Annotated in this window: 11 protein-coding genes and 3 pseudogenes; 5 read left to right on the forward strand and 9 right to left on the reverse strand. The window is 73.5% G+C overall.

All coding sequences use genetic code 11. The features are described 5' to 3' along the window. Positions 1-2 precede the first annotated feature (2 nt). From narI to ACZ6BG_RS11750, 5 genes and pseudogenes are all read right to left on the reverse strand, one after another. Positions 3-728: a respiratory nitrate reductase subunit gamma gene (gene narI / locus ACZ6BG_RS11730; protein ID WP_468999720.1), complete on the reverse strand. Its 726-nt coding sequence runs from the start codon at positions 726-728 to the stop codon at positions 3-5. After that, positions 728-1,276: a nitrate reductase molybdenum cofactor assembly chaperone gene (narJ, locus tag ACZ6BG_RS11735; RefSeq protein WP_468999721.1), complete on the reverse strand. Its 549-nt coding sequence runs from the start codon at positions 1,274-1,276 to the stop codon at positions 728-730. Before narJ ends, narI begins: the two co-directional genes overlap by 1 nt. Then, positions 1,273-2,904: a nitrate reductase subunit beta gene (narH, locus tag ACZ6BG_RS11740; RefSeq protein ID WP_468999722.1), complete on the reverse strand. Its 1,632-nt coding sequence runs from the start codon at positions 2,902-2,904 to the stop codon at positions 1,273-1,275. Before narH ends, narJ begins: the two co-directional genes overlap by 4 nt. Next, positions 2,871-4,844: pseudogene (locus tag ACZ6BG_RS11745) on the reverse strand (molybdopterin dinucleotide binding domain-containing protein); the annotation flags it as partial. The gene narH and the pseudogene ACZ6BG_RS11745, both read right to left, overlap by 34 nt. Positions 4,845-4,908: 64 nt before the next feature. Beyond that, a complete protein-coding gene (locus ACZ6BG_RS11750; RefSeq protein ID WP_468999723.1) occupies positions 4,909-5,280 on the reverse strand; it encodes a cupin domain-containing protein in 372 nt (123 codons plus the stop codon). Between the two features lie 116 nt (positions 5,281-5,396). Between ACZ6BG_RS11750 and ACZ6BG_RS11755 the strand changes: the two genes are divergently transcribed. After that, positions 5,397-5,816: a VOC family protein gene (locus ACZ6BG_RS11755; RefSeq protein ID WP_468999724.1), complete on the forward strand. Its 420-nt coding sequence runs from the start codon at positions 5,397-5,399 to the stop codon at positions 5,814-5,816. A gap of 173 nt (positions 5,817-5,989) precedes the next feature. On the opposite strand, the gene ACZ6BG_RS11760 is transcribed toward ACZ6BG_RS11755, so the two are convergent. Beyond that, positions 5,990-6,148, reverse strand: a complete 159-nt coding sequence (locus tag ACZ6BG_RS11760) for a hypothetical protein (protein ID WP_468999725.1) — start codon at positions 6,146-6,148, stop codon at positions 5,990-5,992. Positions 6,149-6,434: 286 nt separating this feature from the next. Here ACZ6BG_RS11760 and ACZ6BG_RS11765 point away from each other — a divergent pair, with 286 nt between their 5' ends. Both ACZ6BG_RS11765 and ACZ6BG_RS11770 read left to right on the forward strand, forming a co-directional pair. Continuing rightward, positions 6,435-6,890 (forward strand): hypothetical protein, encoded by a 456-nt coding sequence (locus ACZ6BG_RS11765; protein ID WP_468999726.1) that lies wholly within the window; start codon positions 6,435-6,437, stop codon positions 6,888-6,890. A gap of 245 nt (positions 6,891-7,135) precedes the next feature. Further along, a pseudogene (locus ACZ6BG_RS11770) lies at positions 7,136-7,672 on the forward strand (RNA polymerase sigma factor); the annotation flags it as partial. A 288-nt stretch (positions 7,673-7,960) separates the two neighbouring features. Here the strand turns inward: ACZ6BG_RS11770 and ACZ6BG_RS11775 are convergent. Both ACZ6BG_RS11775 and ACZ6BG_RS11780 read right to left on the reverse strand, forming a co-directional pair. Next, complete coding sequence (locus ACZ6BG_RS11775) at positions 7,961-8,287, reverse strand: carboxypeptidase-like regulatory domain-containing protein (protein WP_469000240.1); 327 nt, start codon at positions 8,285-8,287, stop codon at positions 7,961-7,963. Positions 8,288-8,644: 357 nt separating this feature from the next. After that, a pseudogene (locus tag ACZ6BG_RS11780) lies at positions 8,645-9,091 on the reverse strand (MMPL family transporter); the annotation flags it as partial. Positions 9,092-9,307: 216 nt separating this feature from the next. Here ACZ6BG_RS11780 and ACZ6BG_RS11785 point away from each other — a divergent pair. Together ACZ6BG_RS11785 and ACZ6BG_RS11790 are read left to right on the forward strand one after the other, a co-directional pair. Further along, complete coding sequence (locus ACZ6BG_RS11785) at positions 9,308-10,057, forward strand: response regulator transcription factor (RefSeq protein WP_468999727.1); 750 nt, start codon at positions 9,308-9,310, stop codon at positions 10,055-10,057. 149 nt (positions 10,058-10,206) lie between these two features. After that, the gene (locus tag ACZ6BG_RS11790) at positions 10,207-11,784 is read left to right on the forward strand and encodes a sensor histidine kinase (RefSeq protein WP_469000242.1); all 1,578 of its coding nucleotides are present in this window, start codon (positions 10,207-10,209) and stop codon (positions 11,782-11,784) included. Here the strand turns inward: ACZ6BG_RS11790 and ACZ6BG_RS11795 are convergent. Further along, complete coding sequence (locus tag ACZ6BG_RS11795) at positions 11,750-13,147, reverse strand: metallophosphoesterase (protein ID WP_468999728.1); 1,398 nt, start codon at positions 13,145-13,147, stop codon at positions 11,750-11,752. The genes ACZ6BG_RS11790 and ACZ6BG_RS11795 overlap by 35 nt on opposite strands. Positions 13,148-13,149: the final 2 nt, after the last annotated feature.

A 13,149-nucleotide genomic window follows, 5' to 3' on the forward strand; every position in this document is an offset into this window, starting at 1 on the left:
TCCTACGAATCCACCTTCTCCCACCCCCGCCGCTCCTTCCGTGTGCCCACCGCGTCCGTGGCGCGGCTCCGATACACCACATAAGGCCGGAACAGATACTGCACCGGCGCGCTGAACATGTGGATCAGGCGGGTGAAGGGGACCAGGGCGATCAGGAGCAGGCCGATGACCGCGTGGAGCTGGAAGGTCAGGGGGACGCCCGTCATCGCGTCGACGTCCGGCTGGAGCGTGACGATGCTGCGGGCCCACGGGGCGATGGATTCCCGGTAGTTGTAGCCCTCGCTCACCGAGGAGTTCGTGAGCTTGGCCCACATGCCCATGATGATCGCCGCCAGGAGCACCGCGTACATGAGCTTGTCGTTGCGGGTGGTCGCCCGGAAGACGGGCGCGTTCGTGCGTCTGCGGTAGAGGAGCAGGGCGATGCCCGCCACTGCCAGTAGGCCCGCCGCCGTGCCACCGAAGAGGGACAGCAGGTGGTACGCGTGCTCCTTCAGGCCGACCGCGTTCGTCCAGGACTCCGGGACGAACAGGCCCATGAGGTGGCCGGCGAGGACGAAGAGGATGCCGTAGTGGAAGGCGGGGGACGCGATGTTGAGGAGCTTCGACTCGTAGATCTGGGAGGAGCGGGTGGTCCAGCCGAACTTGTCGTAGCGGTAGCGCCAGATCGTGCCCGCGACGAGCAGGGTCAGGGCCACGCAGGGCAGGACCGCCCAGACGAGGGTGTGCATCAGTCGACTCCGACTGTCTCGGTGGGCGGGCCCGAGCGGGCCAGGGCGCGGGCCTCGGCGCGGTCCTTGGGCGAGGGGCCCGGGAGGGTGCGGCAGACGGCGTCGAGGACCGAGGCGTAGGGGGTGCCGTTCTCGGTGAGGGCGATGCGGAGGAGTTCGAGGCCCGCGCGGTGGGCGAGGAGCAGGTCCGGGGAGCCGGTCGCCGCTGTGAACTCCAGGACCGTGGGCAGGTGGTCGGGGAGTTCCTCGCCGGTCGGCTCCAAGGCGTGCGCCCGGTACGTCTCCTTGAAGGCGACCAGGGACGCGCCCCTGCGGCGGGTGTCGCCGTCCAGCCACCAGCTCAGGTACAGGCTGTGGCGGTTCTTGAAGTCGAAGGTGCGGACGTAGTGTTCGGCGAGCTCGGTCGGGGTCGCGGACTGGGCGTAGTCCAGGAACGGGGTCAGTTGGGGGGCCGCCTCGCGGATCAGGGGGAGGTGGGCCCGGGTTTCCGTGTCGGGGTAGCAGAGGCAGTGTGCGGCGCCCTGGTAGAGCGCGGCGGGCGCGGTCACCGGTCCTCCTCCCCCGGCGCCGGGGCGTCCGCTGTCTGGCGGTCGCGGGAGGCGTGGAAGTTCTCGATCGTGACCAGGGGCAGACCGTTGTGGGTCCCTGAGTCGTCCCCGAAGGGCCCGGGCCCGCCCATCCCCGGTCCGCCCGCCGCGTCCAGGGAGCAGCCGTCCGGCACCGCCGACTCCTCAAGGCGCCGCGCGTCCGCCATGGCCGCCGTCGGGATGACGTACCGCTCGTCGTACTTGGCGATCGCCAGGAGCCGGTACATGTCCTCGATCGCGGCGCCCGTCATGCCGACCGCCTCGGCGGCCGCGCTGTCCGGCGGGTCGCCCAGGTTGACGCTCCGCATGTACGACCGCATCGCCGCGAGCCGTTCCAGGGCGGCCCGCACCGGCCCGACGTCCCCGGCCGTGAAGAGTTCCGCGAGGTATTCGAGGGGGATCCGCAGGGTGTCGATGGCGCCGAAGAGGTTGCCCGCGTCCTCCCCGTCGTGTCCGGTCCCGGCCAGGGCCTCCACGACCGGGGACAGCGGCGGGACGTACCAGACCATGGGCAGGGTGCGGTACTCCGGGTGCAGCGGGAGGGCCACCCGGTAGGTGCTGATCAGGGCGTGCACGGGTGAGCGCCGGGCGGCCTCGATCCAGTCGTGCGGGACGCCGTCGCGCTCGGCGGCGCGCCGCACGTCCGGGTCGCCGGGGTCGAGGAAGACGCCCAACTGGGCCTCGTACAGGTCCTGTTCGGAGGGTGTCGAGGCGGCCGCGGTGACCTTGTCGGCGTCGTAGAGGACCACGCCCAGATAGCGCAGGCGGCCCACGCACGTCTCGGAGCAGACCGTGGGCAGGCCCACTTCGAGGCGCGGGTAGCAGAGCGTGCACTTCTCCGCCTTGCCGGTGCGGTGGTTGAAGTAGACCTTCTTGTACGGGCAGCCCGTGACGCACTTGCGCCAGCCCCGGCAGCCGTCCTGGTCGACGAGGACGACGCCGTCCTCCGCCCGCTTGTACATCGCGCCGGACGGGCAGGACGCCACGCACGCCGGGTTGAGGCAGTGCTCGCAGATGCGCGGCAGGTAGAACATGAAGGTCTCTTCGAAGGTGGCGCGGATGTCGCGGGAGAGCCGGTCGGCGGTCCCGCGGGCCTGGTCGCGGGCCCGCTCGACCATCGGGTCGGCGTCGAGGCCCGGCGCGCCGCCGCCGAGGTCGTCGTCCCAGTTCGAGCTCCACTCGATCTTCATGGGCTTGCCGGTGAGCAGGGAGCGGGGTTCCGCGACCGGGTAGTCCTCGCCGAGGGGCGCGTCGGTGAGGTTCTTGTACTCGTACGTCCAGGGCTCGTAGTAGTCCTTGATCTCGGGCAGGACCGGGTTGGAGAAGATCGTGGCGAGGGCGTGGAAGCGGCCGCCCGCCTTGAGCTTGAGGGCGCCGCGCCGGTTCAGCTCCCAGCCGCCGCGCCACTTCTCCTGGTCCTCGTAGCGGCGCGGATAGCCCTGCCCCGGGCGGGTCTCGACGTTGTTGAACCAGACGTACTCCATGCCGGAGCGGTTGGTCCAGGTCTGCTTGCAGGTGACCGAGCAGGTGTGGCAGCCGATGCACTTGTCGAGGTTCATGACCATCGCGATCTGTGCGCGTACCCGCATGGCCAGTACGTCACCTCCTGCTCGGTCCTGCGGCGGATCACGGTGACCTCGTCGCGCTGGTTGCCCGTCGGGCCCAGGTAGTTGAAGGCCCAGGAGAGCTGGGCGTAGCCGCCGATGAGGTGGGAGGGCTTGAGGAGCAGCCGGGTCAGGGAGTTGTGGATGCCGCCGCGCCTGCCGGTCGTCTCCGTCCTGGGGACGTTGACGGTGCGTTCCTGCGCGTGGTGCATGTAGACCGTGCCGGTCGGCATGCGGTGCGAGACGACGGCGCGGGCGGCCACCACGCCGTTCCTGTTGACCGCCTCGATCCAGTCGTTGTCCTGGACGCCGATGGCCGCCGCGTCGTCCGGGGACATCCAGATGACCTGGCCGCCGCGGGACAGCGACAGCATGAACAGGTTGTCCTGGTACTCGGAGTGGATGGACCACTTGTTGTGCGGGGTGAGGTAGCGGACCGTCACCTCCCGCTCCCCGTCGGCCCCGAGACGCGGTTCGCCGAACAGGCGGTGCATGTCGAGCGGCGGCCGGTACACGGGCAGGGCCTCGCCCAGCTCGTGGATCCAGTCGTGGTCGAGGAGGAAGTGCTGGCGGCCGGTGAGGGTGTGCCAGGGCTTGAGATGCTCGGTGTTGAGGGTGAACGCGGTGTAGCGGCGCCCGCCGGACTCGCTGCCCGACCACTCCGGCGAGGTGATGACGGGGACGGGTGCGGCCTGGGTGTCGGCGTAGCTGACGCGCTTGCCCTCGTGCTCGGCGGCGAGGTGCGCCATCTCCTGGCCGGTGCGGGCCTGAAGGGTGCGGAAGCCCTGGGTGGCGAGGCGGCCGTTGGTGGTGCCGGACAGGGCGAGGATGGTGTTGGCGGCCTTCACGGCGGCGTCCAGGCGGGGGCGTCCGGCGGCGGGACCCTCGCTTACGACGCCGTTGAGCGCCCCGAGCGCCGCCACTTCCTCGTCGGGGCGCAGCGCGATGCCCTTGGCGGGCAGGCCGAGCCGCTCCACCAGCGGGCCGAGGGCGGCGAACTTGGCGCCGATCGCGGTGTAGTCGCGCTCGACGACGGTGAGCGCGGGCATGGTCTTCCCCGGCACGGGCTCGCACTCGCCGCGCCGCCAGTCCAGGGCGAGCCCGCCGGGCTGCGCGGTCTCGGCGGGGGTGTCGTGCTGGAGGGCGGTCGCGACCAGGTCCCGGCGGGTGCCGAGGTGGTCGGCGGCCAGTTCGCTGAGCCGGTCGGCGATGGCACGGAACGCGTCGAAGTCGGTGCGGGCCTGCCAGGGCGGGTCGACGGCGGGGGTGAAGGCGTGCACGAAGGGGTGCATGTCGGTGGTCGACAGGTCGTGCTTCTCGTACCAGGTGGCGGCCGGGAGCGTGATGTCGGACAGGAGCGTCGACGACGTCATGCGGAAGTCGAGGGAGAGGAGCAGGTCGAGCTTTCCCTCCGGGGCCTGCTCGTGCCAGGTCACGTCGCGGGGGCGGGCCCCGGGCGGTGCCTCCTCGGCGCACAGGGAGGAGTGGGTGCCGAGGAGGTGCTTGGTGAAGTACTCGGCGCCCTTGGCGGACGAGCCGAGGAGGTTGGCCCGCCACAGGGTGAGGACGCGCGGCCAGTTCTCCGGCGCGTCGGGGTCCTCGCAGGCGAACTTCAGCTCGCCGGAGCGGAGTTGGTCCACGGCCGCGGTCACCGGGTCGGTGCCCTCGCCCAGGTCGAGCGGGTTGCGGTCGAACGTCGGGTACGACGGCATCCAGCCCGACCGAGTCGACTGCGCCAGGCAGTCCGCCGCCGTCATCCCCGTGAACCGGCCCTCGCCGAGCGGTGAGGCGAGCACGTCGGCGGCGAACCGGTCGTAGCGCCACTGGTCGGTGTTGAGGAACCAGTACGCCGAGTCGATCATCCGCCGGGGCGGCCGCGACCAGTCGCCGGCGCCCGCGAGGGTGGCCCAGCCGGTCGCGGGGCGTCGCGGCGCCCAGGGCTCGGGCCGTCGCGGTGCCCGGGGCTCGGGCCGTCGCGGTGCCCCCTGCTCAGGCCGTCTCCGTGACCGCCGTGAGCAGCACCACGGAGTCCTCCAGGCAGAGCAGGCCGTGCCGTTCCTGCGGGATCGCGCACAACTGGCCCCCGGCGAGCACGCTGTCGGCGCCGGACCCGGTGGTGAGCCGCACCTTGCCGCGCAGGACCTGGAGGCTCGCGGCGGGCGGGGCCGCGTGCTCCTGCAGGGCGGACCCCGCGGCCAGCGCGATGACGCTCTGGCGCAGCGGCCCGTCGTGGACGATCAGATGCGCGCTGCGGCCGTGGGCGGCGGTGCGGGCCCGGTTCAGGTGGTCGTCGGCGAGGGCGGTGAGGTCCAGGACTGCCCAGGAGTCCTGAGCGTCGTGGGGGTCGTGGGGGTCCGGCATGGGGTGCTCCGTACGTCGCGGCGGTGGTGGTGGTCGGGTACCAGGGTTCCCGGCGGGAAACGCGCCGCGCGGCAATGACGCGGCCCCTGGGCCGAACCGACCCGTATTCTGACGACATGTCAGACAATAGCCAGCCGTCGACGGCCTCCGACCTGCTCGGATTCGACAACGCGCTGTTCCCCGTGGGCGACCTCGACGAGGCGGTCGGCTTCTACGAGCGGGCCGGGTTCCCGCTCACGTACCGCCTGGACGAGGCCGGGCTCGCCATCCTGAAGGTGGGCGCGGAGACGCCCGGGGTGCTGCTCCGGGTGGAGGACGGCACCGACCGCCGCCCGCCGCCGTGGCCCGCGCCCCGCGTCTGGCTGGAGGTGCGGGACGCCCGCGCGAAGGCCCGCGAACTCGGCGAGGCCGGCGTCGCGGTGCTCGCCGAACCGGCCTCGGTGGCGACGGGCTGGACCGTGGAGATCGCCGACCCGTGGGGGAACGTGGTCGGCTTCACGGACTACTCGAAGCGGCCGGGGCTCGGCCGCGCGTAGGACCTGACCGGGGGCGGCACCCTGTCCCGGGGCCCTCGCACCTGAAGCGGCACCCCGATCACGCTGGGCGCGGCACCCCGGTCGCACCCGAAGCGGCACCCCGATCCCTCTCGGCGCAGCACCCCCATCCCCCTCGGCGCAGCACCCCCATCCCCCTCGGCGCAGCACCCCCATCACGCCCCCCACAGCGCCCTGACGACGAAGCCCGCGCAGATCACCAACAGCACCACCCCCACCAACACCACCCGCCGGTCCGGCACTTCCCCCACGAGCCCCGCCTTCTCCTCCTCGCCCAGCTCCACCACGTCCTCCGAAAGCCCGGGAATCTCCACGCCCTTCGCCCCTCCCCACTCGCCCCGACAGGCCCTCACCCGATGGGCGCGGTGGTTGTACAACACGGCGCCGCCCCGTCACCACGCCGTGCCGAAATCGGGCATTCCGCGGCGCCTCGCGGACGGCCGATCAGCCGTAAAGGTTGTACAGACAGGGCGAGTTGGGCATGTGAGAAGGGACACCGACGGCACCCGTGACGCCTGGGATCCTGGTTGCGCTTGTTAAGCGGAGAGTGCGTTCGGTGCTCCCGCACACGCGGGGGCAAGGCCAAAGGGGTGGGGAAGAATGGCCGGTGAGGGGAAGAGACCGCCGCGAGCCGACGAGATGCGCGGGTACACGCGCAGGTTCGTCGCGCATGTGACGGAGCGCAACCGATTGCCCTTGGACTTCTCCGTACGGAGCCTGCGCGTCGTGGACTTCGTCCTGGACGGGCTGCGCAAGGACGGGCGCGAGCGGGCGGAGGTCGCGGGGGCGCTGTTCGGTTTCGGGGCGTACGTCGGTGAGGTCCTGGTGCGCCGGGCGGGGGCCGCGTGGATCGACTTCGACGACAGCCAGCGGGAGTTCTTCGGGCAGACCGTCGGCGTCCGGATGCCGGACGGGCGGGTGTGGAGCCCGCTGGGGAAGGTCGTCAACCGGTACGAGGCGGGGGCGGCGGAGTCCCTCCAGACCTTCTATCTGACGCTGCCGGGCCGACGGACCGCCCCGGCGCCCGATGCGGAGCCGGAACCCGCGCGACGGTAGCGGACCGGGGACGCACGGGGCCGCAGGGCCATGGGGGCACGGGCACGGTGCGCAGTGTCAGCGGGGGTTAAGAGGAGCGCGTGGGCGCGGGTGGGGACCAACAGCGTGAGGGCCGGAAGGCCGGGGACGCACAGCCTGAGGGCCGGGGATCCGAGGGCCGGGAGCCCGGCGACCGGGGCCCCGGGGGCGGTGGACGCGCGGGCCGGGGGGACCGCGCGTCGGCGGGCCCCGGCGGGCGTACGAGGATCGGCGACGCGGAGCTGACGCGCGCCCTCGCCGCCGCCAAGGAGGGGGACGAGGCCGCGTTCGCGACGGTGTACCAGTGGGTGCACCCGGGCCTGCTCGGCTATGTGCGCGGCATCGTCGGGGACGAGTCGGAGGACGTGGCGTCGGAGGCGTGGCTGCAGATCGCCCGTGATCTGCGGCGCTTCACCGGCGACGGCGGCGACTTCCGCCGCTGGGCGGCCGTCATCGCCCGCAACCGCGCCCGCGACCACGTCCGCCGCCGCCTGAGCCGCCCCCGCCTGAGCCTCACCGACGGCGACGCGCTCGACGTACCGGCCGCCCGCGACACCGCGGACGAGGTCCTGGAGGCGCTGTCGACCGACGACGCCCTCGACCTGGTCGCCGGGCTGCCGCCGGACCAGGGCCGGGCCGTCTACCTGGGCGTGGTGATGGGCATGGACGGGCCGAGCGCGGCCCGGGTCCTCGGCAAGCGGCCCGGTGCCGTCCGGATGGCGCTGCACCGCGGACTGCGGCGGCTGCGGGCGCAGTTGACGGGCGAGGTGCGGCGGGGGCGGAGCGGTGGCTCCGGGCGGGGTTCGTCGGGCGGCGGGCCCGATCCCGGGCGGGACCACTGTCCCCGCGGGCCGCACGGCGTGAGCAGCGGTGGCCGCCCCCACGGGTGGGCGGCCACCGCTGTGCCGGTCCTCCCGCTCGCCGTCCCGTGGGCTCGGGTCGTCGGCGGGCGGGTGTCCCGGCGGTGAGGCCGGTGGGCGGGTGCAGCTCCGCCCACCGGCCGAGTCCAGGCCGGTCCGGTCGGGTCGGGACCCGTACCGGCCGGTGCGGGGTCAGGTCACGGCGTTCACTCCGCCGCCCACCGCCTCCACCAGCTCCAGGTCGTACGTCAACGGCCCGTCGCCGAGCATGATGTGGCGGGCCTTCGAGGCGTATCCGGGGGCCGTCGCCGCCAGCACGTACACGCCGGGGGCGGGGGCGGCGAGGATGTAGGAGCCGTCGGCCAGGGACGACACCCGGTCCAGTTGGCTGCCGCCCTTGGACAGCAGCGTGAGCGTCACGCTGTGGATGGGGTCGCCGTCCGGCGTGACGATGAATCCGTGGACGACGGGGCCGTACGGGCCGGGGGCGCCGCCTTCCCTGGGTGTGTCGCCTGCCATGGGCGCGTCGTCCTCCCTGGGTGCGCCATGTCCTTTGGCCGCGCCGCGGGACCCGGGTGCTCCGGGTGTGCGCGGGCCGGGGACGCCGGGTGTGCGGGCGCCGGGGGCAGTCCGGCGCCCGGGTCGGTAGGGGCCGTACGGGGTCGCGGGCCCCTGGCCGTCGTACGGGGGCAGCGGCTTGGCCGCCTCCCCGGAGGTGTCGCGGGTGCCGTCCTTCGCCTCGTAGGCGTGCGCGGCCCCGTACGGGTTCACCCCGGTTGAACCACCCGCGCCCGCCGGGCCCCGCGGGCCGGGGGTGGCCGGGGAGACCGGCGGGCGCGGGGTGCCGAGGGCCGCCGCCACCAGGACCTCCAGGTCCTCGGGAGCGGGCGGCTCCGCCTCCTTCGGCTCGACGGCCAGGTGCGGCAGGCAGCGGTCGAGCCAGGCCGGGAGCCACCAGTTGGCGCGGCCGAGGAGGTGCATCGCGGCGGGCACGAGGGCCGCCCGCAGGATGAAGGCGCCGAGGGCGACGGCCACGGCGAGGCCGATGCCGGCCATCGCGCCCTCCGTGTCGCCGCCGAGCACGAACACAGAGAACACGCAGATCACAATGAGCGCCGCGCAGTTGATGACGCGGCCGGTCTCGGCGAGGCCGACGCGGACCGCGCGGGCGTTGTCGTGGGTGTGCGCCCACTCCTCGTGCACGCGGCTCACCAGGAACACCTGGTAGTCCATGGACAGGCCGAAGAGCAGCGACAGCATGATGACGGGCAGGAAGGCCGTGATGGGGCCCTCCTTGCCGAGGCCGAGCAGCGCGCCCAGCCACAGCACGACGACCACAAGGCGGTGCCGATAGCACCACCGCGCCCATGCCGCCACGACTCACCCTCCCTCGCTCCGTGTGGATTCCGCCGCTGTCCCGGGCTCCGCGCCCAGCATCAGGGGTCCGCCCGGCCAACGGCGCGTTACGGCCGTGATTCTCAAGGAACTCCAAAGGGCGGACCCCACCCTTCGTGCAACGCACGTGCGGATACTGGGGACATGAGCCACGCCGAAGGTCACCGGGGAACAGATGTCGCAGCCGCTTCGGCCGCCGGGGGCGCCGACGCGCGGGGCCGCGCCACGGTCCTCGTCGTCGAGGACGAGCCGTCCATCGCCGACGTCCTCGCCATCGCCCTGCGCTACCACCACTTCGACGTGATGACCGCGGGCACGGTCCGCGAGGCCCTGGCCGCCGCCGACCGCACCCGCCCCGACTGCGCGCTGCTCGACGTGATGCTGCCCGACGGCGACGGCCGGGCCCTTGGCCGGGAACTGCGGGCACGGATGCCCGAGTTGGCGCTGGTGTTCCTCACCGCGCGGGACGCGCCCGCGGAGGTCGTGGGCGCGCTCGGCTTCGGCGACGACTACATCACCAAGCCGTTCAACATCGACGAGGTCGTGGCCCGCATCGGCGCGGTGCTTCGCCGGGTGCGCCCCCATGACGTACTGCCGCAGCGGCCGCCGCTGCGCTACGGCGACCTGGAGCTGGACGAGACGACGTATGTGGTGCGGCGCGAGGGCGGCTCGGTGCAGCTGACCCCGACGGAGTACGCGCTGCTGCGCTTCCTGGTCCGCAACGGCGGCCGGGTCGTGCCCAAGGAGCAGTTGCTGCGCCATGTGTGGAACATCGAGCACGCGGCGGAGTCGACCGTCGTCGAGACCTACGTCAGCTATCTGCGGCGCAAGCTCGACCAGGTGGGGCCACCGCTCATCACGACGCGGCGCGGCGTCGGGTACGGGCTGGCATGAGGCTCCGCGCCCCCGGCCCGCGCCCCGCCCCGCGTCCGCGCCCCGCCTTCCGCCCGCGCGCCCTGCTGCGCCCACGCGCCGCCGTGCCCGCCCGCACCACCCCGGGCCGCGCCCCGCGCTCCGGCCGTGGCCCGAACCGGCGGTTCGGCATGGGCTCGCTGCGCGCCAAGCTCACGCTCGTGAACGTGGCGCTGCTCGCCCTCGGCATCGTGGCGGCGACCGCCGTGAGCCTGATGGGCATGCGGCACTACCTGCTCGACAACGTCGACACCGAGCTGTCCGCGTCCCGCTCGGCGTTGCGCAACAGCGGTCTCACGCTCAAGGACATCCAGGACCTCACCGGGCTCGGCGCCCTTGAGCACCTGTCGGAGGGCCCCAGCAAGGCCAACGGCCTGCCGCTCGCGGAGTCGGCGTTCCTCGCGGTCGACGCCGCGGGCGAGCCGGTCGACATCGGCCCGCTGCCGCCGACCGCCCGCCAGTACGAGTTGGCGCGTGCCGTCGGCGACCCGCACGCGTTCGCGCGGCACACCTCGCCGCAGGACCTGACGCTCGGCGGCGACTCCTACCGCGCGATCGGCGTGCGCCTGAAGGACGACTCGGTGCTGCTCATGGCGTCGTCGACGGAGAACGTGCAGTCGGGCGTCGGCAAGGCACTCAAGCTCGACCTCGCCTTCGGGGCCGTCCTGCTCGGGCTGCTCGCCGTCCTCACGATGGTCTCCGCGCACCAGCGGCTGCGCCCGCTGGAGGACATGGTGGAGACGGCGTCCGCGATCGCCGACGGCGACCTGAAACGCCGTGTGCCCTCCAGCCGGGCCGCGGTGATGGAGACCGAGCAGCTGCGGCTCGCGCTCAACTCCATGCTCCAGCAGGTCGAGACGGCGTTCGCGACCCGCGAGCGCAGCGAGGCCCAGCTGCGCCAGTTCGTCGCGGACGCCTCGCACGAGCTGCGCACCCCGCTGTCCGCGATCCGCGGCTACCTCCAGCTGTACGACAAGGGGATGCTGAGCACCCCCGAGGACCGCGCCCGCGCCTGGGACCGCGTCAACGCCGAGACCGACCGCATGAACCACCTCGTGGAGGAGCTGCTCACCCTGGCCCGCCTGGACCAGCAGCCCGAACTCCGCTTCCGCTCGGTCGACCTGAGCCGCCTGGTCCGGGACGCGGCCGACGACCTGCGGGCGCAGGAGCCGGACCGGCCGCTCACGGTGTCCGCCGACGGCGCGATCCTCGTCCAGGCCGACGAGCAGGGCCTGCGGAAGGTCCTCGCGAACCTGCTGGCCAACGTCCGTACGCACACGCCCCCCGACACCCCCGTGCGGCTCGCCCTCGACCGGTGCGAGGGCGTGGTCCGGCTGACGGTGGCCGACCAGGGGCCGGGGCTCCCCGCGGCGGACGCGGCCCGGGTCTTCGACCGGTTCTTCCGCGCGGGCCGGGGCGCGGGCAGCGGGCTCGGCATGGCCATCGTGCAGGGCGTGGTGGGCGCCCACGGCGGTGAGGTGTCGGTCGGTACGGCGCCCGGCGAGGGCCTGACCGTCCTGGTCACGCTCCCCCGCACGCCCGCCCCGCCCCGTCCGGCGGCGCCGCCGCGGCCCACGGAGCCCCCGCACCGGACGCAGCCGCTGCCGGAGCCGGAGCCGACGTCGGTCACGGGGGCCGTGTCGCCCGCCGCCGAGACCTTCGGCCCGGGTCCGTTCACGCCCTCGGGGACGCCAGCTCCACGACGGTGATGTCGGACGGGGCGCCCACGCGCACGGGCGGGCCCCACGCTCCGGCGCCGCGCGTCACGTACAGCTGGGTGTCGCCGTAGCGCTCCAGGCCCGCGAGGGTCGGGTTGGCGAGGTCGGCGATGAAGTTGTTGGGCCACAGCTGGCCGCCGTGGGTGTGGCCGGACAGTTGGAGGTCCACGCCGTGCTTGACGGCGTCGTGGATGACGACGGGCTGGTGGGCCATGAGGACCGAGGTGCGGGTGCGGTCGCGGTCGCCGAGCGCCTTGCCGAAGTCGGGGCCTTCGCCCTCGCCCTCGCCCTGGACGTCGTTGACCCCGGCGAGGTCGAAGTACGGCAGCTCGGTGCGGGCGTTCTCCAGGGGGCGCAGGCCGAGCTCCCGGACGTGCTCGACCCACTGCTCGGCGCCCGAGAAGTACTCGTGGTTGCCCGTGACGAAGAACGCCCCGTGGCGCGCCCGCAGGTCCGCGAGGGGGCGGGCCGCGCCCGCCAGGTCCGCCACGTCCCCGTCCACCAGGTCGCCGACCACGGCGATCAGGTCCGGCTGCGTGGAGTTGACCGTGTCGACCACGCGGCGCGCGAAGCCCTCGCCGAGGACGGGGCTCAGATGGACGTCGCTCACCACCGCGATGCGGTAGCCGTGCGCGGCGCGCGGGAGTTTGGCCAGCGGAACCGTCACGCGCTTGATCCGCGGGCCTCTGAGGACGTCGTACGTGCCGTAGCCGACCGTTGCCGTCGCGAGGGCCGCGGCGGTGCCTGCCACTGTGCGGGACACGAAGAGGCGCCGGGTGATGTCCCCGGCCTCGCCCTTTCGGGGCGTCGCCGGGGGCTTCCGCTGCGCCTCTTCGGGGGCGTTGTCGTGGGGCCCTTCGGGCTGATGGGGCTGCGCCCCTGTCCCCGCTTCGTTGTCCCTTCGGGCCTCGTCCTCAAGCGCCGGACAGGCTGAAACCGCCTCCGCCTCCTGTGTCCGACGGGCTGAAACCGCCTCCGTCTCCTGTGACCGACGGGCTGGATCCGGCCCCTCATCCCGCGCCGGGCGGGACCGCCGCGTCAGCCATCGGCGCAGCAGCGGACGCACCGCCTCCCCCGCCACCAGCGCCAGCAGCAGGTACAGCGCGAACGCCATCCACAGGAAGCCCGGCCAGGCCAGGAGCTGCTGGAGGAGGAAGGGCGCGCCGCCGCGCTCGGCCGCGAGGGCCGTGAACATCAGGACCGGGCCCGTGAAGAAGAGAGCCGTGCCCGCTCGGCGCCAGGCCGTGCGGGGGCGCGTCGTGTCGCGGACGACGCGGCGCCACACGTACCAGAGCAGCCCGCCGAAAGCGGCGAGCACTCCTGCCCCGATGAGCACCCCCAGGAGGATGCCCATGG

It is taken from the genome of Streptomyces sp. NPDC041205, assembly GCF_055591765.1.